Source organism: Pelagibacterium sp. 26DY04 (genome assembly GCF_031202305.1).
Classification (GTDB): domain Bacteria; phylum Pseudomonadota; class Alphaproteobacteria; order Rhizobiales; family Devosiaceae; genus Pelagibacterium.
On sequence record NZ_CP101731.1, the window covers coordinates 1,466,514 to 1,484,608 of the forward strand.

17 protein-coding genes are annotated in these 18,095 nt (G+C 61.8%); 6 read left to right on the forward strand and 11 right to left on the reverse strand.

The window, feature by feature from the left end:
- The first annotated feature begins 2 nt into the window (after positions 1-2).
- Positions 3-3,023, forward strand: coding sequence for a DEAD/DEAH box helicase (locus tag NO932_RS07090; RefSeq protein ID WP_309210442.1), 3,021 nt, complete (start codon positions 3-5; stop codon positions 3,021-3,023).
- 236 nt (positions 3,024-3,259) lie between these two features.
- Positions 3,260-4,168, forward strand: coding sequence for a LysR family transcriptional regulator (locus tag NO932_RS07095; RefSeq protein ID WP_309210443.1), 909 nt, complete (start codon positions 3,260-3,262; stop codon positions 4,166-4,168).
- A gap of 4 nt (positions 4,169-4,172) precedes the next feature.
- Here the strand turns inward: NO932_RS07095 and ugpC are convergent, their stop codons facing one another.
- The 7 genes from ugpC to NO932_RS07130 are packed head-to-tail and all read right to left on the reverse strand — an operon-like array spanning position 4,173 to position 11,419.
- Positions 4,173-5,276, reverse strand: a complete 1,104-nt coding sequence (gene ugpC, locus NO932_RS07100; RefSeq protein WP_309210444.1) for a sn-glycerol-3-phosphate ABC transporter ATP-binding protein UgpC — start codon at positions 5,274-5,276, stop codon at positions 4,173-4,175.
- 2 nt (positions 5,277-5,278) lie between these two features.
- Positions 5,279-6,013: a tyrosine-protein phosphatase gene (locus tag NO932_RS07105; protein WP_309210446.1), complete on the reverse strand. Its 735-nt coding sequence runs from the start codon at positions 6,011-6,013 to the stop codon at positions 5,279-5,281.
- On the reverse strand, positions 6,014-6,889 hold the full coding sequence (locus NO932_RS07110) for a carbohydrate ABC transporter permease (protein ID WP_309210447.1): 876 nt from the start codon (positions 6,887-6,889) through the stop codon (positions 6,014-6,016).
- The gene (locus tag NO932_RS07115; RefSeq protein WP_309161794.1) at positions 6,879-7,823 is read right to left on the reverse strand and encodes a sugar ABC transporter permease; all 945 of its coding nucleotides are present in this window, start codon (positions 7,821-7,823) and stop codon (positions 6,879-6,881) included. The genes NO932_RS07110 and NO932_RS07115 overlap by 11 nt, the downstream gene beginning before the upstream one ends.
- Positions 7,824-7,879: 56 nt before the next feature.
- Entirely contained in the window at positions 7,880-9,190 is a 1,311-nt protein-coding gene (locus NO932_RS07120) for an ABC transporter substrate-binding protein (protein WP_309210448.1), read from the reverse strand.
- A 56-nt stretch (positions 9,191-9,246) separates the two neighbouring features.
- A complete protein-coding gene (locus NO932_RS07125; RefSeq protein WP_309210450.1) occupies positions 9,247-10,536 on the reverse strand; it encodes an ABC transporter substrate-binding protein in 1,290 nt (429 codons plus the stop codon).
- Between the two features lie 13 nt (positions 10,537-10,549).
- Positions 10,550-11,419, reverse strand: a complete 870-nt coding sequence (locus NO932_RS07130; protein WP_309210451.1) for a metallophosphoesterase — start codon at positions 11,417-11,419, stop codon at positions 10,550-10,552.
- 148 nt (positions 11,420-11,567) lie between these two features.
- Here NO932_RS07130 and NO932_RS07135 point away from each other — a divergent pair, with 148 nt between their 5' ends.
- Together NO932_RS07135 and NO932_RS07140 are read left to right on the forward strand one after the other, a co-directional pair.
- The gene (locus tag NO932_RS07135) at positions 11,568-12,131 is read left to right on the forward strand and encodes a TetR/AcrR family transcriptional regulator (RefSeq protein ID WP_309210452.1); all 564 of its coding nucleotides are present in this window, start codon (positions 11,568-11,570) and stop codon (positions 12,129-12,131) included.
- A 75-nt stretch (positions 12,132-12,206) separates the two neighbouring features.
- Positions 12,207-12,785, forward strand: coding sequence for a 2'-5' RNA ligase family protein (locus NO932_RS07140; RefSeq protein ID WP_309210454.1), 579 nt, complete (start codon positions 12,207-12,209; stop codon positions 12,783-12,785).
- On the opposite strand, the gene NO932_RS07145 is transcribed toward NO932_RS07140, so the two are convergent.
- The 4 genes from NO932_RS07145 to NO932_RS07160 form a co-directional block, all read right to left on the reverse strand.
- Complete coding sequence (locus NO932_RS07145) at positions 12,782-13,297, reverse strand: methylated-DNA--[protein]-cysteine S-methyltransferase (protein ID WP_309210455.1); 516 nt, start codon at positions 13,295-13,297, stop codon at positions 12,782-12,784. The two genes, NO932_RS07140 and NO932_RS07145, sit on opposite strands and share 4 nt — an antisense overlap.
- 132 nt (positions 13,298-13,429) lie before the next feature.
- Positions 13,430-14,146, reverse strand: coding sequence for a BON domain-containing protein (locus tag NO932_RS07150; protein ID WP_309210456.1), 717 nt, complete (start codon positions 14,144-14,146; stop codon positions 13,430-13,432).
- 118 nt (positions 14,147-14,264) lie between these two features.
- Positions 14,265-15,008: a DUF4336 domain-containing protein gene (locus tag NO932_RS07155; RefSeq protein WP_309210457.1), complete on the reverse strand. Its 744-nt coding sequence runs from the start codon at positions 15,006-15,008 to the stop codon at positions 14,265-14,267.
- A 27-nt stretch (positions 15,009-15,035) separates the two neighbouring features.
- Positions 15,036-15,731, reverse strand: coding sequence for a YafY family protein (locus NO932_RS07160; protein ID WP_309161781.1), 696 nt, complete (start codon positions 15,729-15,731; stop codon positions 15,036-15,038).
- Between the two features lie 100 nt (positions 15,732-15,831).
- Between NO932_RS07160 and NO932_RS07165 the strand changes: the two genes are divergently transcribed.
- A complete protein-coding gene (locus tag NO932_RS07165; protein ID WP_309210459.1) occupies positions 15,832-16,626 on the forward strand; it encodes a tetratricopeptide repeat protein in 795 nt (264 codons plus the stop codon).
- Positions 16,623-18,077 (forward strand): ribosome biogenesis GTPase Der, encoded by a 1,455-nt coding sequence (der, locus tag NO932_RS07170; RefSeq protein WP_309210460.1) that lies wholly within the window; start codon positions 16,623-16,625, stop codon positions 18,075-18,077. The genes NO932_RS07165 and der overlap by 4 nt, the downstream gene beginning before the upstream one ends.
- The last annotated feature ends 18 nt before the right edge of the window (positions 18,078-18,095 follow it).

Genomic DNA, 18,095 nt, shown 5'->3' on the forward strand with positions numbered 1-18,095 from the left:
ACATGGCGACGAGGGCGATCTTTGTCGGCGTCAACAAGCACCGGGACCCCACGATTCCGGAGCTCGGGGGCGCGCGGCGGGATGCGACAGCTCTCTGGGCGCTGTTCACTGACACGATCGAAGGACTTTCTGCGCATCTACTCGTCGACGGGCGGGCGACGCATGCGGACGTGTCCGGTGCCATCCTCGGCGCTCTTGACTCGGCCCTAGAGGAAGACGTCGTCATCGTGGGCTTCGCGGGCCACGGCTCTCCGGATGGCAGCTTGGTACTCTTCGACACGGATGCCGCCGACCTCGCGCACACCGCGCTTCCGATGGCGGCGTTGGCCGAGGCGTTCAAGCGGACCAAGGCCAGAGCAGTGCTGTGCATCTTGGACTGCTGCTTTAGTGGCCAGGCACCGGCGCGCGTCCTCGAAACAGAGGCCCGCCCACGCAATGCCTTCGCGTTGGCGGAGGTCTACGGCGAAGGTCGGATTCTCCTGGCGGCCTGCGCTACCAACGAAGCTGCATGGGAGCAGCCCGGGACGGGCCACGGCCTTTTGACCCACGCCACCATAGAGGCCCTGACCAAGGCTGCGGGCGAGACGGTCAGCTTCCCGGAGATAGCTGGCGAGATCATCCGGCTCACGCGCGTCGAAGCCGAGAGAATTAGCGTGACTCAGACGCCGGTGTTTCTCGGCACCGTACAGGGTGGGCTTGTCTTCCCCGTGCTCAAACGTGGCGACAACTTTGCAGCCGCGTTCCCGACGGTCGCGGTTCGGCAAATGTCCGGCTCCTTCACTGAACTGGCCGAACACGGTTTCCCGCAGGAAGTCGTCCACCAGTGGGTGGAGCACTTTCCGCAGGGGTTGAATGCGCTGCAGCTCAAGGCCGTCAATGAACATGGCGTCCTTGAAGGCAAGTCGTTGCTCGTGGTGGCGCCGACCAGTTCAGGTAAGACGCTGATCGGCGAAGTGGCCGCGATCCGCGCCGTCACGGCGGGGAAGAAGGCTGTATTCCTTCTGCCGTACCGAGCCCTCGTGAACGAAAAATTCGAGGATTTCAGTGCGCGATTTGCGCCTGCCGGGCTACGAGTCATGCGATGCAGCGGCGATGCGTCGGACGGTGTCGGTCCGGTCATGAGCGGCCGATATGACCTTGCCTTCTTCACCTACGAGATGTTCCTCAATCTGGCGCTCGCATCGCCGCGTCTCTTGAATCAGCTCGGGCTGGTGGTCCTTGACGAGGGCCAGTTCATCACCGACCCCACGCGCGGCATCACCGTCGAATTGATCTTTGCGCTGTTGCTCCGGGCTCGGGAGCGTGGCGTCGAACCCCAACTCGTCGTGTTGTCCGCTGTGATCGGCAATCTCAACAGCTTCGACAGTTGGCTGGGTCTGCCGCTTCTGACTTCGCGGGAACGACCAGTTCCGTTGATCGAAGGCGTTCTCGATCGGCGAGGTGTCTTTCAGTTTGTCGATGTCGACGGAACGACCAAGACGGAAGCGCTGCTGCCGTCACATCAAATCGTGCAGCGAAGAGACAAGCCGTCGTCGCAAGACGTCATTGTTCCGCTAGCCAAGCAATTGGTCGCCAAAGGCGAGAAGCTTCTTGTCTTTCGGAACATGCGCGGTCCAGCGCAGGGCTGCGCCCGATATCTTTCCAGGGAACTCGGTCTCGCACCTGCCACGAACGTCATCGCCGCCCTGCCAACACAGGACCTGACTGGAGCTTCGCAGGATCTGCGTGAATGCTTGCAGGGTGGTACGGCGTTCCACAACACAAACCTGCTTCGGGCGGAGCGCGAAGCGATCGAACGAGGCTATCGCAACGTCAACGGTGGCATCCATGTCTTGGCGGCCACGACGACGCTTGCCGCGGGGATCAACACGCCAGCTTCGACCGTCGTTTTAGCGGAGAACGAATTTGTCGGTGAGGATGGTCGGCCGTTCACCATTGCGGAATACAAGAACATGGCAGGCCGGGCGGGTCGCCTCGGCTACAATGAGATCGGAAAGGCGATTATCCTGGCCGACACGCCGGTCGAGCGCGCCCAGCTCTTCCAGAAATATGTCCTAGGCACGCCGGAAGACGTGAGATCGTCGTTCCAGCAACGCGACCTGCCAACGTGGACGCTGCGCTTGCTGAGCCAGGTGCGCGGCGTGCGCCCCGAAGAAATCCCCGGGCTTCTTGTGAATACCTTCGGCGGCTACTCCGCTTCGCGCGCCAATCCGCAATGGATCCGCCTTGTAGAAGGGGACGTGTCGGCGCTGGTGGCGCGACTGCTGCAGGCGGGCCTTGCCGAGCTTGATGGCGAGTTGGTGCATCTCACGCTGCTTGGAAGAGCCTGCGGTGCGTCGTCGCTGTCTTTTGAATCGAGCCTGCGCCTTATCGAACTGATGCGGCAGCTCAATGTAGCGCAGACCGATCCGGTCCAGGTGCTCGGCACCATTCAGGTCTTGGCCGAGATGGACGGCATCTACACGCCGGTCATGAAGCGCGGGCGGTCGGAGAGCGCGCGCGCAGGTGACGTCGCACAACGCTTCGGAAATGCGATGGCGCAAGGACTTCAAAGATACTGCCGTGACGAGTTTGAGTTTTGGGCCCGATGCAAGCGTGCGTCGATCCTGTTCGACTGGGTCGAGGGTACATCGATTGATGAGCTGGAGCGTCGCTATTCGACCACTCCGTTCCAAGGTGCGGTTGGCTACGGGGATATCATTCGGATCGCCGACGGTGCGCGCTTTCACCTACGATCCGCGCATCAGATCCTTTCCGCGCTATTTCCCGACCAGCCAGCGTTCCTGGAAACCCTCGATGAGTTGCTACGCAGGCTGGAGTTCGGGCTGCCGAAAGGCGCGCTCAAGCTGATCGATCTGCCCGTTGCACTGTCTCGCGGGCAGTATCTCGGACTGTTTGCGGCTGGTGCAGGTACGGTCGACGCCGTATACGTTCTCGACGAGGACACGCTCGTTCGCTGTGTGGGTTCTGACGCCGCGAAACTCGTTCGCGCAGCGGAGGCAATTGGCCGTGCTGCGCGATAGATGGCGGAAGCACGCTTTTCGTTTCTCGGCGAAAAAATCCAGTGATTTCAGAAGGCGTGATTTTTGACGGCGTGTCTGACGGTATTGAGCGAACCGAAAAAATTTTTGTCGAAGAAATTCAACGTGCTATGAGAGCCGTAAACAATCGAGTGGGAGTGAGGCCGGCGCGCTCACATTGCTGAAACGGGACTCCTAAAGAATTTGCCGTCGGCCCTTCAGTCGCTGTAAGATTTCTTATGAGTTCCCCGATCTCTTGGGATGACCAGCGTATCTTCCTGGCGGTGCTTGAAACCGGCAGCCTTTCAGCGGCTGCACGGCAATTGGGGCTGTCGCATCCCACGGTACGGACACGAATAGAGGCGTTGGAGCATGTGCTGGGCGCGGTGTTGTTCACGCGGTCGGTCAACGGACTGACGCCCACCGAGACTGCCGAGGCGCTGCGGGAGACGGCCCGCACCATGGCGCTGGCCTCTGACCTCTTTGTGCGGCAGGCTTCGGCACCCCACGGCGAGATCGCGGGGACCGTGCGCATCAGCGTGCCCGAGATGATGGGCGTTGAAGTCGTTCCGCCAATGCTGCGGACGCTGCGCGAAAAGCATCCTCGGTTGAGGGTTGAGCTGTCGCTCAGCAATGCTCAGGCCGACATTCTCGCTCATGAAGTCGATCTGGCGGTGAGGACGGTGGCGCCCAGGCAGGGAGCGCTGGTGGCGCGCAAGGTCGCCGCGATTCCGATCGGCCTTTTCGCTTCGCCCGATTATATCGCGCGGCGCGGAATGCCGGAAACGCTGGACGATCTCGCCGAGCACGACGTTATCGGGCCGGATCGCAGCCGCAGCGATATCATGATCGCCGAGGGGCTGGGGCCGCAATTCTCACTTGACCGTTTCGTGCTGCGCACCGACAGCCACCCCGCTCAAGTGGCCGCTGCACGAGCCGGCGTCGGCATCGCGGTGTGCCAGGTGCCTTTGGGGGAGGCCGATCTTCGCCTGGTCCGGGTAATCCCGGATTTCTCCATCCATCTTCTCGATACCTGGATCGTGACGCATGAGAACCTCTCACGCGTGCCAAGAATCCGAGCGGTGTTCGATCATCTGGTGACGGCTTTTGGCGAGATAAGGACAGGCCGCGGCGCGCCCGCGGCCTGAGGCGTCAGGCTGGAACGGCCAGCTTTGTGACAGCGGCGCCGGTCTGCAACCTTTTGCCGGTTTCGGCGTCGAACAGGTGAATGGCAGCGCTTGGGATATCGAGCGCTACGGTCTCGCCTTCATCCAGGTCGACCGTGGGCGGCACGACTACGGCGAATTCGTTCGAGCCGGCGGTGCAATAGGCGACGCGGCTGCCGCCGAGTTCCTCGATGAGCTCGACCTGCGTCTTGAGCCCCTTGCCCCCTTTGGAAATCCGGATTTCTTCCGGCCGGAAGCCGACGGTCACCCGGCCGTTGATGCCGGGGACCGGCTGGGGCAGGCGGAAATGCTCATAAGGGGCGAAATCGAGGGCAACTGTGGTTGCATCGAGCAGCTCGCCATCGGTGAGGTTCATGGCCGGAGCGCCCATGAACCCGGCGACGAACGTGGAGGCGGGCGTCTTGTAAACGCTGCTGGGTGAGCCGACCTGCTCGATATGCCCCTTGTTCATGACGATCAGCTTGTCGGCCAGGGTCATGGCCTCGACCTGATCGTGAGTGACGAAGATCGAGGTGGCGCCAAGGCGTTTGTGCAGCTTTTTGATCTCGATGCGCATCTGCACACGCAGCTTGGCGTCGAGATTGGAAAGCGGCTCGTCGAACAGAAATACGGCCGGCTCGCGCACGATGGCGCGGCCCATGGCGACGCGCTGGCGTTGGCCGCCCGAGAGCTGTCCGGGCCGGCGGTCGAGGTAGTCGGAAAGATCCAGAATGGCCGCTGCCTCGCGGATGCGGCGCTCGCGCTCGGTTTTCTCGATGCGGGCGATCTTGAGGGGATAGCCGATGTTATCGGCCACCGTCATATGCGGATAGAGCGCATAGTTCTGGAACACCATGGCACAGCCGCGGTCGGCGGGATCGATATCGTTGACCACCTCGCCGGCGATGGCGATTTCGCCCGCTGTGATCGTCTCAAGCCCGGCGATCATGCGCAGCAGCGTGGATTTCCCGCAGCCAGAGGGGCCGACGATCACTACGAACTGGCCCGGTTCGATCTCGACGTCGACGCCATGGAGGACCTGCTTGCCCTCATAGGACTTCTTGACGCCGGAAATGGAAAGTTCAGCCATCTTCATTCTCCCGACAGGCGATTTTTCAGTTTGGCGACAGTTTCCCCGCTCAGCCCGATGCCGGCGAGATAGGCCTCGACCGACCCGTAATTGGCTTGGATATGGGCGATAGTGCGCTCCATGGTGACTGGCTCGGCCGCGAGTAAAGGCATGAAGGCTTCCGGATCGACGCCGCGCTCGCGCGCGCCAGCGATCAGTTCTTCGACCATGGGAGCAATCATCGTTGCGGTGAGGGCATAGTCCTCAAGGATAAGCGTCGTCTCGACGCCGGCCAGCGCGAGCAGCAGAGCCGCGATGATGCCGGTGCGGTCCTTGCCAGCGGTGCAGTGGAAGAGGACGGCGCCGTCCTGTGCCTCGGCGATCAGCTTGAGCACCTGGGCGATAACGGTCCCGCGCTCGTCCAACGCCTTGATGTAGAGATCGAGCAGGACGTCGCCTGAAGATGTGCCCGTGGGGGCGAGATCGGCAAACAGCGAAACATTGTGGTAGCGCACGGCGTCATGGCCCGCGAGCGGGTTGGGCTGGGTGGCGCATTCGGTGTCGTGACGAAGATCGATGACCGTCACGACGCCGGCTTCGACAAGCATGGCCATGCCTTCGGCGTCGATACGGTGCAGGCCGTCCGAGCGCAGGATGCGGCGCCAAGCGGTTTCCCCGTTGGGCGTGCGATAGCCACCCAGGTCGCGGATGTTATAGGCGCCGGCGACGGCTATGTGGCGGGAGAGAGGGGTGTTCATTTATCGAATACCTGATTTCATGAAGGACTGGATGACCTGACGCTGCAGGACGATGTAGATGGCAAGGATCGGCAGGCTGGCCATTGTCGAGGCCGCCATGAGCGGTCCCCATTGGGTGCCCTCGGAGGTCATGAACATCTGAATGCCGATCTGGATGACGCTGTTTTCGGCCGAGCGGGTGAGGAGCAGGGGCCAGAAATATTCGTTCCAGGTGGAAATGAAGATGAGGATGGCGAGCGAGGCCAGAATGCCGCGCAGATTGGGCGTAAGCACATCCCACAGGATCCGCCAGCTCCGGGCGCCGTCCATGCGCGCCGCCTCGATCACCTCGCGGGGGAAAGACCGCATGGTCTGGTAGAGCAGCATGATGGCGAGGGCCGAGGCGAAATTTGGCAGGATGAGCGCGACGATGGAGTCGAGCAGGCCGAGTCGGGCGACGATAAGGTAGTTGGGGATCATCACGACCTGGAACGGCACGAGCCAGGTCAGCGCCACCAGGGCATAGATCGCCTTGTCGAAGGGAAAGCGCCAGCGAGCGAAGGCGTAAGCCGCAAAAAGTCCGGTGGCGAGCTGAATGACCGTGACCGCGGCGGACACCACCAGCGTATTCACCAGCATCTGGGCGACCGGGATGGCGTTGAGCGCGTAGATATAGTTCTCGAGCGACCCCGATGTCGGCAGCAGCGATGTCTCGAAAATCGCATTGGCCGGGCGGAACGAGGTTACCACCATCCAGTAGACCGGGAACAGGCAGAAGATCGAGAGGAGCGCCATCAGCACATGGCCGAAGGCGGGGCTGTTTCCCAGCCGGCGGGCCCGGCGGCGCGGACGGACGGCGAAACCTGTGGTGGGAGCGGAAAGAGCATCAGTTGTCATAGAAGGAATACCTCTCGATGAGGCGGAACAGCACGAAGGCCAGTGCGCCGAAGGCGAGGAAGAGGATGACCGCGGCAGCCGAACTCCAGCCCACCGACATGGACGAAAAGCCGAACTCCCAGAGCACGTAGAAGATGTTGGTGGTCGACCCTAGCGGGCCGCCGCCGGTGAGGACGTTGATGTAGGAAAAGCTCCACTGGGCGCCGAGCAGGATGGTCATCATCACCAGGAACAGCACGGTGTTCATCAGAAGCGGCAGGCGAATGTCGCGGATGATCTCCCACTTGCTCGCGCCGTCCATGCGGGCGGCTTCGACCAGCGAGGGATTGATGTTGGCGTTGGCGGCGGAAAGGATGAGCGTGGAAAAGCCGATGAGCTTCCAGCCAGTGAGCAGGATTATGGTCCAGATGGCGAAGTTGGGATCGGCCAGGAACCGCACAGGTTCCCCGCCCAGCCCGGTGATCGCTTGGTTGACCATGCCGTGGCCGGGGTCGAGCAGCCAGCGCCAGACCGCGGCGGCGACCACTGGGGCAATGATCATCGGCACGAAAATGATGGCGCGATAGATGTTTCGAGCCCGCGCCGGCAGGTCGTGTGTATAGATGGCCAGCGCCAGAGGGATCAGCACGGCCAGCGGCAGAAGACCGATGACGTAGATGCCGGTATTGCGAACCGCCTGCCAGAATTTCGGCAGGGAGAAGATATTGGCGAAATTGGTCCAGCCGACGAATTTGGGCTCGGTAGTGGGCAGCATGTTCCACTGGAACATGCTGAGCCGGAAAGCGTCGACGAGGGGCCAATAGACCCAGATGACGAGCGTGGCGATGGCCGGCAGGAGATAGAGCCAGGGAGCGAATTGATACCGGTCATCAGCCGCCAGCCTCCGCTTCTTGCGCGGCCGGACAATCGGCGATGAAAGGGACAGGTCAGCCATTGGGGCACCTATTGCTGTGGAGAACCGCCGCGCACGCGAGGCACGCGGCGCTTGTTTCAGGGCATGAGGGCCTGTGCATTGGCCTGGGCATCGCGCAACGTCGCTTCGACATCGACGCCGCCGAACACGGCCATATCCATGGCATCCATCATGATCGAATTGATCTGTCGGTAATTGGGGCCGGGATAGGCGACCCAAGGTTCCAGCCGTTCGAGCTGATCGAGATTGGGTTGGACCAGCGGATGCTCGGCCACCCAGTCTGCGAGGTAGGTGGGATCAGTCACGATGTCGGTGCGCAGGGGCACATAGCCGATCTGCGAGGTGATGACGGTATAGGCCTCGGGCGAGGTCATGAACTTCATCAATTCCCAGGCAGCGCGCTGCTTGACCGGGTCGGTGGTGTGAATCACCAGGCCACTGCCCGAATTGGTGGGCGAAGCGGGGCGATCGCCGAAGCCGGGCATCTGCGCCGAACGCAGCTCGAAATTGCCTTCCGAGCCGGCGATCAGATAGGCCTGCAGCACCGAGGAGGTGAGATACATACCGACCTGGCCACCCGCCATGCTCTCCATGCTCGAGCCCAACTCGCCGGGATAGAAGACGCCGGATTCGTAAAGATCCTGCAACATGGCGATGGCCTCGACGGCTTCAGGCTCATGGAAAGTGAGTGTGATGCGGTCTTCCGAAAGCGTGCGGCCGCCATTGGAGAGGACGACACTCTGGAGCATCCAGTCATCGCCGCCCGAACCGGGACCAACGATCGCTGCTTCGAAGGCGCGGGCGTCGGTGCTTTCCTCAATGGCAAGACCCGCCATCTTGAGCTCTTCCCAGGTGCGGGGTGGTTGATTCGGATCGAGGCCCGCAGCGCGGAACAGGTCCGCGTTGTAGAACAGGACCGGGGTGGAGAAAGTATAGGCGAGGGCATAGGTCTTGCCATTGAGGCGGCCCAGCTCCAGACCGTTTTCCGACATGCCCTCGAAATGGGCGGCGAGTTCTTCGGGCGGCACGATGTCCTCGAGTGCGACGGCGCCGAAATTGTCGATCGTGTAGGCGAGATCGTCGAAAATCGTTTGGGTCACGTCCGGCCCGATGCCGGCGGCCATATCCGCCTGGATCCGTGAAACCATCTCGGTTGATTGCACGCCTACGGCGTTGACGGTGATGTTGGGGTGCGCGGCTTCGAAATCGGCAATGAGTTGTTGCGTGGCTTCCGCGCCAATGCCCGCGGAGGCCAGATTGTAGTTGTAATAGGTGATTTCGACCTGTTCATCGACGGCGGCCGGCATGGCCTGTGCCGCCACGCCCGCTGTTCCGGACATGAGGGCGGCTGTCACGAGGACCGTTGAAAGAGGGAGATTGCGAACCATTGCGCTCGTCCTTGGGAGAGAGAAGGGCGCCCGGCGGAACCCGCCAGGCATGCTGGTTAGGGCATCAGCGCCTGAGCGTTGGCCTGCGCGTCACGGAGCGTGGCTTCCACATCGACCCCGCCATAGACGGCCATCTCGGCGGCATCCATCATGATGGAGACGATCTGGAGATAGTTGGGGCCGGGCATGGATTCCCACGGCTCGAGAATGGCGAGTTGGTCGAGATTGGGCTGCACCAGCGGATGCTCCTCCACCCAATCCTTGAGGTAGCGCGGATCGTCGACAATGGCCGGGCGAAGCGGCAGATAGCCGATTTCCGAGGTGATGACGGTGTAACCCTCTTCGGAGGTGAGGAACTTCATCAGCTCCCAAGCGGCGCGCTGCTTGAGCGGATCCTGGGAAAGGATCACCAGTGCGCTGCCCGAATTGTTCGGCCGCACCGGCTTGTCGCCGAAGCTCGGCATGGTGGAGGCGCGTAGCTCGAAATTGCCTTCGGCGCCTGAGACCAGCGCGCCCTGGATGGCGCTGGTCTGGAGATACATGCCGATATTGCCCGAGGACATGCCTTCGAGCGCGGCGGTGATGTCCATGGGATCGAAAGCGCCCGCGTCATAAAGATCGCGCAGCATTTGTACGGCTTCTACAGCCGGAGGTTCGGCGAAGGTCAGGGTCGTGCGGTCGCGCGAAATCACCTCGCCACCATTGGAGCGCACCACCCCCTGGAACAGCCAGTCGGCGGCACTGGGGCCGAAGATACCGGCGGCAAAGCCCTCCTTGCCTGTGGCGTCTTCGATGGCGAGCGCCGTTTCACGAATTTCGTCCCAGGTTTCAGGTGGCTGATCAGGATCCAGGCCAGCCTCCCGGAAGAGGTTGGCATTGTAGAACAGAACCGGGGTCGAAAACGTGTAGGCGAGGCCGTAGGTCTTGTCATTCAAGCGGCCCAGATCGAGCCCGTTTGGCACCATGCCTTCGAAATGCCCGTCGAGTTCATCCTGGGGGATGATGTCCTCGAGCGCCACCGCGCCGTAATTGTCCACGGCATACGAGAGGGTGGAAAAGCCCATCTGCACCAGATCGACCGGCTGGCCGGCGGCGAGGTCGGCCTGCACCGTGGTGGTGGATTCAGCGGCCCCTACCGGAATGGCGTCCACGGTGATATTGGGATTTTCGGCCATGAACTGGTCGATCAGCCGGCGCGTGGCGTCGGCACCGTTACCCGCCATGGCGAGGTTGTAGTTGTAGAAAGTGATCGTCACCGGCTCATCGACGGTGTCGGGAATGGTCTGGCCGATGGCCGGCAGGGCCAAGGACGCCAGAGCCGCGGCCAGAAGGTTTCTGCGGTGCATTTTTAGCGCTCCCTTACTCAGCCGCGACGTTGGCGGCTTCGTACTTCTTGAGCATCTCGGCCATGTCCGCGAAGGTGAAGCTGTGCAACTCGCGCCGGTCGGACGGCTGCGGCACGAAGGAGATGGTGAGTCCGGACGACCGAACCTGACCAATGGCAAGGGACGCGCCGGCGAGCATGCGCATGCCTTCGTGCAGATAGGTGACGTCCGTAGCTGCATGCGTGCCGATGCCGACGACCACCGGAATGCCGTACCAGTTGGTCACGCGGTCGAAGTGGATGTGGCCCGAGAGGATGCCCAGCACGTTCTTGCCCTTGAGCATGTCACGCAGCTTGAGCGAATCGGCAATGGTGAGGCTTTCCCATTCGGTGTCCGGCCGATCCTCGTCGAGCGCGGGGGCATGGTGAACGGCGATCAGCTTGGGTAGGTCGGGGTGGGCGTTGAGTTCGGCCTCGAGCCATTCGAACTGCTCGGGCTCGATGGAGCCGCCGATCTTGCCCGGCGCGCTGGAATCGAGCGCGATCACATGAACGCCGTCGATCACCTGAGCGTGGAAGTAGGGGGCGGCGAGATTTTCGGTCTGGCCGAGCATGCCGGCATAAAAGCCCTCGCGCTTGTCATGATTGCCGAGCGCGAAAATTACCGGGATATCGAGCGCGGCTTCGGTGAGAATGGTCTTGAGGTTGCGGTAGCTGCCTTCATCGCCCTGATTGGTGAGATCACCCGTAGCAACGATGAATTTGGGTTGCGGTACGAGCGCTTTGACATCGGCCAGCAGCGCCTTGAGATTTGCAGTCGTATCGGAAAAAAGATGATCGTCGACGATATCGGGGTTGCCGATGTGCAGATCGGTAAGGTGAACGAAAGTGTAGAGTTCGGTCATGACGCTTGTCCTGCTGTTGATGCTGCGCTTCGAGGGCGTGGTGCCCGGTCAACTCGGCGTTTTCAAAGACGGCTTGTGCCCGGTCGCGAACACAGCTACCTTACCAACATGACGGATGAATGAAGGTTCATTCAGTATGGACGCACCTGTGAATAAGCGGGATCGGATTCTCGATGCCGCCGCCGAACTGATCGTTGAAAACGGCCTGCAATGCTCGATGGCCGCCATTGCCGTACGAGCGGGGGTGGCGACAGGATCGCTCTACAACTACTTCCCCTCCAAGAAGGCGCTCGTCTTGGGCGTCTATGTGCGCGTGGGCGAAGAGATGGCAAAGGCCATGATGGTCGAGCATCAAAACAGCGTCGATTTCGGCACGCGTGTCCGGCGTTATATTGCCGACTACATCGACTTCATTCTGGAAGGGCCGGAGCGGGCGCGGCTGTTCGAATACCTCGACAACTCCCCCGAACTCAGCCGTGCCGATATCGCTGCGACCTTTGCGGGTTTTCTCGATTATACGCGAGCATTGTTCGAAGGAGCACAAAAGGCCGGCGTGGTCCGCGAGGGACAGTCCTACCTCCTCGCCAGTTTTGTGCGCGGGGCGATCCGTCACGCGATAAAGCGCCGGCGGCTTGACCCGCGGCCGATCAGCCGGGCTGAAGTGGAGCAGATCGCCGATATGTGCTGGCAGGCGGTGGCGCTCCGGGCGTGAGCGCCGCTTCTGGCTGGACAAAAGCTGCTACCAGTGAGAACATAAAGAGAACATTGATGTCGAGGAGGCATTGCGATGTTCTCGCAGCAGGATTTGTTCGCGGCAAAAGCACCGGTGCCACGCTATTATTTCGCCTTGCGGCCCACCGGGCCGGTGGCGAGGGCAGTCGAACGTTTGGCCGGCCAAATGAAGGGACGGTACGGCCTCGATGGTCGGATCTGTCACGCTGACCGGTTGCATGTTTCGCTATGCGCGGTGGGGGCAGGTCGGCGCCATCTTAAGGGCGACATCGACGCTGCACTTGCCGCCGGAGCTCTTGTGGTGGCCGAGGCCTTTGCGGTGCGCTTCGATACTATTTCGGTATTCAATGGGCCTTGCGTCGTGCTGCGCAGCCGCCAATCGTCGCCCGCGATATTGGCCCTGAGGAAAAGCGTGCAGCGCGCACTCATCAAGGTGGCGCTGCCGCCCGGGCAGTCAACAATTTGTCCGCATATGACCATCTTACGGCCGGCCGAGCGGATTCGGGAAATCTCGCTGGAGGAGCCGATCCAGTGGGTCGTGCGCGATTTCGTGCTGGCGCAGTTGGGTAAAGGAAGGATTTTCGATATCGGTCATTGGCCGCTCCGCCCGAAAATCGGGGGCGAGTTGCACTAAACAAGTGCCTGCGCTTCCGCCCGCGTTGAACTGTGCGCCTTTTCCAGATCGAGCAGGTAACGCTTGGCCTCGAGGCCGCCGGCAAATCCGGTAAGGCTGCCATCGGCGCCAACAAGGCGATGGCACGGCACGATGATCGAGAGAGGATTGCGGCCATTGGCGGCGCCGACCGCACGGGCAGCGAATGGCTTGCCCAGGGCCGCTGCCAGATCGCCATAGCTTTGTGTTTTGCCATAAGGAATGTCGAGCAGCGCGCTCCAGACGGCCTGCTGAAAGCGCGTTCCCGAAGAGGCGAGCGGCAGTTCGAACCGGGTGCGTTGTCCGGTAAAATATTGATCGAGCTGCTGCTGAGCCAGGTTCAGGATGGCGTGGTCGCCGACGGAACGGAGCGGCCCGAGCGGCACGCGGCGTGGATCGTCATTCTCCCAAAGAATGGCGACCAACTCACTGGCGTTTGCGACGAGTGTGAGGGCGCCAACAGGGGAAGTGATCGTTTTGCTGGATAAGGACATGCGGCGCTCCTTGGAAGCCGCCAGTATTGCATCGGCCATCAGAGCCCGCGACCCGGATTTGGCGATCCGTCCGGCCAATGCAAACGGCCCCGCCAAGCGGGCGGGGCCAGGACAGAAGAATAGAGCGGCGGGCTAGCCGGTGGTGAACCGGCGCTCGCCGGTTCCGGTTTCCGTATTCACCCGCAGGTTGTTCTGCACATGAGAAACGCCGGAAATATCGTCGACGATATCCTCGGCGCGGCGCTTGTCCTGACGGCTGCTGACGGTGCCGCTCAAGGTCACCTCGCCGCCTGAAACCGAGACCTCGATATTGGAGGCATCAAGCGCCCAGTCGTCGGTCAACCGGTCATGGACGTCCTCGCTGATACGGTCATCAGATCGGGTGTAGCCGCGCGGACCGCGGCCGCGATGGTGATTTTCCCGATCCATGCGCCGACGCCGTTCGGCGTCTTCATCACCCATCCAGGACTGGACCTCGTCACTTGCCTTGTCCCAGAACCCGCGATCCTCATCGCGGTGCCGTTCGGCGCGGAAGCGGTCCGCATACCCGCGATTGCCGCGATAACCGGGCTCCATGCCCTGCCGCCCGCGGGAACCGAAAAAGCCCCCGCCGGTGTAGTATCGTCCACCCATGCCGAGCGCGCCAGGCACACCGAAATTGCCGGTGTTGTACTGGCTACCATAATCTGGACGACGATCGTAATAGCCGCCTTCGCGGTCGAAATCGTCGGCATAGGGATCGTAGCCTTGGCTTTCATAATCGGCGTCGTTCCGATCGCGCCAATCGCGCCGTTCCGCTCTCTGGCGGCGGTCGTATTCGCGTTCGGGGTTCCAGCGATCCTGTGCCATATTCCTCTCTCCATGATTGGGTTAGTGGCCCGCGCTTGTATCGGACCGTCGAAAGGAAAATCGGGAGGCGGCGAACCCCGTTCCGCAAATTTGCCCAAGGTTAAACGAAGGGGCTCGCCTAGAGCAGCCAACGAAAGGCACGGCGAAGCTCGTTGGCGCCATCGGCGGGAAACCAGCGGCCGTGCGCAATAACGATGCGTTCCGGATTCCAACTGATCATCGTTTCGACAGCGTTCCGAAGGTCGGTTTTGTTGCGGCGATAGGTGAGGCGCATGTCGCGCGGCATCTGCCCATCCGGGGCCTGTACGCCTCCCAGCCTGGTCACCAGCCGCATGAGCGGATTGGAAAGCTTCTCGGGTTCGAAGTTTTCGATGAGGTCGGTCAGGATCAGAGTGCGGGACCTGCGGTGGAAGAACACGATCTCGGTCATGAAGTCGCCGCTGATCGGCAGAGTGGCGATCTCTGCATCCCAGGGAAAGCCGGAAGGGTTGGAGATTTCATTCGTGGGGAAGGTGATCCGCTTGCCCGCCTGTTCACGAATGCGCGGGGCGAGATAGACCTTTGCTTCTGGATAAGCCGTGTGCCATTCGGGCACCCACCAATAGTGGATCCGGTTAGGCCCGATGACATAGGCCGGAGCACCCTCCGCCTCGATCTCGGATTTGAGACCGGCAGAAAGCGGCGTTGGGGAGTGGATGAACAACGTTCCATCCGAAAGGCGCACCACCGTCATCCGGGTAGGAAAGCCCATCCTTGGCCACGGCATGCCGAACTCAATGATTGGGCCGTCGACGATCCAGATGTCCTGGGCAATCGGCTTAAAGGTGTCGAGCGGCGGATACGTGCGATGGTCATGCGTCATGGAGCCAGCATAAATGCGCGAATGCCGCTAGTGCCAGTGCCGTTCGGCCTGCCATTGCGTGTACCAGTCGTCAGCAAGAACAGCCCTACGGCGGCCATAGCGCATTTCCGTCAGCTCAGCTGAAGCGATCCGTTCGGTGCGGAAATGCCGAAACGCTTCGCGCAGGGTGCACCAGGCGGCGATGATCTGCTTGTTTTCATAAAAGGCGATCTGCACCGGCCAGATGTCACGCTCGGACGGATTGCCCTTTTCATCCTCATAGGCGATCCGCAGCGCTCTCTCGGCCCGCATCGCGCGGCGCACCAGGGCCAGCAGGGGCAGGGGCTCGCGATCGCCCTCAACCCGGACGGGCCAGAGCCCTGTATCGGAAATCCGATCCCGCAGGTCCTCGGGCGAGGCGGTGGCGATCTTGGCCAATGCGTTGCGCGCTGCGTTCGAGAGTTCGACGTCGGGCTGCACTTCCACCCAGCGCGCGCCGAGCACCAGCGCTTCGAGCTCGTCGGCCGAAAACATCAGCGGCGGCAGGAAGAATCCTGGGCGCAGCATGTATCCTATGCCGGCCTCGCCCTCGATCGGTGCGCCGAGCCCGACCAGTGTTTGGATATCGCGGTAGAGCGTGCGCACGGAAACGCCCTGATCGTCAGCCAATTGCGCCGCCGTTACGGGGCGTCGATGGCGTCGGAGCGCATCCATGATGGCAAATAGCCGCTCGGTCTTGTCCATTGTCTCAAATCCGCTGCGAATCCGGTCTTACGTGCGATTGCATTATAGGGACGGGACCACTATTGTCCGGCCACTTTTTTAAGACAGTCCGGATGCCGTAATGAGCGAAGATTCCTTCCTGCGCGAAGTCGAAGAAGAACTGCGCAGCGATAAGCTGAAAGCCTTCTGGAGGCGCTTTGCGCCCTTCATTATCGGCGCTGCCGTGCTGATCGTGCTGCTGGTTGCCGCCAACGAAATTTGGAAGTGGTGGAGTTCGAACACCGCCGCGACGGCGTCCGACCAGTATTACGCCGCTGCCGACCTTGCCGAGCAGGGCGATATCGAGGGGGCGCAGGCCGCCTTTGCCGAACTGCAGGCGAGTGGGCCTGCGGGCTACGCCACGCTGGCGCGCTTCCAGGAAGCGGCCCTGTTGGTTGAATCGGGCGATATCGAGGGCGCCATTGCCGCCTACGACGCGCTGGCCGCGAGCCTTGACCAGCCTCGTCTGCGTGAGCTTGCCTATGTCTTTGCCGGGTATCTGGCCGTCGATCACCTTGATGCCGCTGCCGTTGAGCAGCGTGTGGGTGGCCTCACCGGCGAAGATAACCCGATGCGCAACAGCGCGCGCGAGGCCCTGGGGCTCGCTCACTACAAGGCCGGAAACATCGAGGAGGCGCGCGCCAACTTCGAGGCGATTGCTGCCGATCCGGCTGCCGGGCAGGACATGCAGCTTCGCGCGTTCGTCTATCTCGAGCAACTTGCCTCCACAGGGGTCGATGTCAGCGAGGAACTCGTCGATGCTGCTGCCCCGGTCGAGGCTGCGCCCGAGGAAATCGTGATTCCCGCCGAGACGCCGAGCCTTGAAACGCTGGGACAGCCGCTTGAATCCGATGCTGGGCAGGCCCAAACGGAATGACCGTTACCGTTGCCATTGTCGGCAGACCCAATGTAGGCAAATCCACGCTGTTCAACAGGCTGGTGGGCAGGAAGCTCGCTATTGTCGACGACACGCCTGGCGTGACGCGCGACAGGCGGGAGGGCGTGGGGCGGATCGGCGACCTCACCTTCACGCTTGTCGACACGGCTGGCTATGAAGATGCCAATGACGACAGCCTCGAAGCCCGCATGCGGCGCCAGACCGAGATGGCGATCGCCGAAGCCGATGTCATTCTGTTCATGATTGATGCGCGCGCCGGCATCACGCCGACCGACGAGCATTTCGCGCGATTGTTGCGCAAGGCGGACAAGGAAATCCACGTCATCGGCAACAAGGCCGAAGGCAGGGCCTCCGACGCAGGGTTGATGGAGGCTTTTTCGCTCGGCTTTGGCGAGCCGGTGCCCCTTTCGGCCGAACACGGGCTGGGGCTCGCCGATCTTTACACAATCGTCTCCCAGGCAGTGGATCGCGCCGAAGAAGCCAAGGCAGCGGCCGAAGCCGACGAATTCGATTACGAGATGGTCCGCAGGCCCGAGGTCGACGTCGATGTCGATGAGGATGAAGGCGAGGATCAGGCAGGCGAAACCGCGCCCATGCGGTGGGATCCCAACCGCTACCTCAACGTTGCCATCGTAGGACGCCCCAATGCGGGAAAATCGACGCTCATCAATCGCATGGTGGGCGAAGACCGGCTTTTGACAGGGCCGGAGGCGGGGATCACCCGCGATTCCATCATGGTGCCCTGGGAATGGGAAGGCCGCGTCATCAATCTCGTCGATACCGCCGGCATCCGGCGCAAGGCGCGCGTGCAGGGCAAGCTCGAAAAGCTCTCGGTGGCCGACAGCCTGCGCTCGATCCAGTATGCCGAAGTGGTGGTGCTGCTGCTCGACGCGACCATTCCGTTCGAAAAGCAGGACTTGGCACTGGCCGACCTCGTCGAGCGCGAGGGGCGGGCGATGGTGATCGCCGTCAACAAATGGGATCTGATCGAGGACAAGAACGCCAAGATCCTAGAACTGCGCGAGCAATGCGAGCGGCTTTTGCCGCAGCTTCGCGGCATTCCGCTTGTCACCATGTCGGGCTTGCAGGGTCGCAATATCGATAAGCTGATGAAGGCGATCTTCGATATCGAGCGTGTCTGGAACGTCAAGATCCGCACTGCCAAGCTCAACCGCTGGCTCTCGGCCATGACAGAACACCACCCGCCTCCGGCGGTGTCGGGGCGGCGGCTCAAGCTCCGCTACATGACACAGGCCAAGACCCGGCCCCCCAGCTTCATCGTCTTCGCTTCGCGTCCCGACGCGCTGCCGAAAGCCTATCAGCGTTATATCGTCAACGGCATCCGGCAGGATTTCAACCTGCCTGGGACGCCAATTCGGCTCTGGGTGCGTGGGGGCAAGAACCCCTATGTGGACGAGGACGGAAAGTAGGCAACAAAAAAGCCCGGC

Bases quoted from the DNA above. Each gene is read 5' to 3' on its own strand.
- NO932_RS07095 (WP_309210443.1), top strand. From the start codon at position 3,260: ATGAGTTCCCCGATCTCTTGGGATGACCAGCGTATCTTCCTGGCGGTG.
- NO932_RS07130 (WP_309210451.1), bottom strand. From the start codon at position 11,419: ATGACCGAACTCTACACTTTCGTTCACCTTACCGATCTGCACATCGGC.
- NO932_RS07160 (WP_309161781.1), bottom strand. From the start codon at position 15,731: ATGGACAAGACCGAGCGGCTATTTGCCATCATGGATGCGCTCCGACGC.
- NO932_RS07115 (WP_309161794.1), bottom strand. From the start codon at position 7,823: ATGGCTGACCTGTCCCTTTCATCGCCGATTGTCCGGCCGCGCAAGAAG.
- NO932_RS07125 (WP_309210450.1), bottom strand. From the start codon at position 10,536: ATGCACCGCAGAAACCTTCTGGCCGCGGCTCTGGCGTCCTTGGCCCTG.
- NO932_RS07155 (WP_309210457.1), bottom strand. From the start codon at position 15,008: ATGACGCATGACCATCGCACGTATCCGCCGCTCGACACCTTTAAGCCG.
- NO932_RS07090 (WP_309210442.1), top strand. From the start codon at position 3: ATGGCGACGAGGGCGATCTTTGTCGGCGTCAACAAGCACCGGGACCCC.
- NO932_RS07105 (WP_309210446.1), bottom strand. From the start codon at position 6,013: ATGAACACCCCTCTCTCCCGCCACATAGCCGTCGCCGGCGCCTATAAC.
- ugpC (WP_309210444.1), bottom strand. From the start codon at position 5,276: ATGGCTGAACTTTCCATTTCCGGCGTCAAGAAGTCCTATGAGGGCAAG.
- NO932_RS07145 (WP_309210455.1), bottom strand. From the start codon at position 13,297: ATGTCCTTATCCAGCAAAACGATCACTTCCCCTGTTGGCGCCCTCACA.
- NO932_RS07120 (WP_309210448.1), bottom strand. From the start codon at position 9,190: ATGGTTCGCAATCTCCCTCTTTCAACGGTCCTCGTGACAGCCGCCCTC.
- der (WP_309210460.1), top strand. From the start codon at position 16,623: ATGACCGTTACCGTTGCCATTGTCGGCAGACCCAATGTAGGCAAATCC.
- NO932_RS07150 (WP_309210456.1), bottom strand. From the start codon at position 14,146: ATGGCACAGGATCGCTGGAACCCCGAACGCGAATACGACCGCCGCCAG.
- NO932_RS07110 (WP_309210447.1), bottom strand. From the start codon at position 6,889: ATGACAACTGATGCTCTTTCCGCTCCCACCACAGGTTTCGCCGTCCGT.
- NO932_RS07140 (WP_309210454.1), top strand. From the start codon at position 12,207: ATGTTCTCGCAGCAGGATTTGTTCGCGGCAAAAGCACCGGTGCCACGC.
- NO932_RS07165 (WP_309210459.1), top strand. From the start codon at position 15,832: ATGAGCGAAGATTCCTTCCTGCGCGAAGTCGAAGAAGAACTGCGCAGC.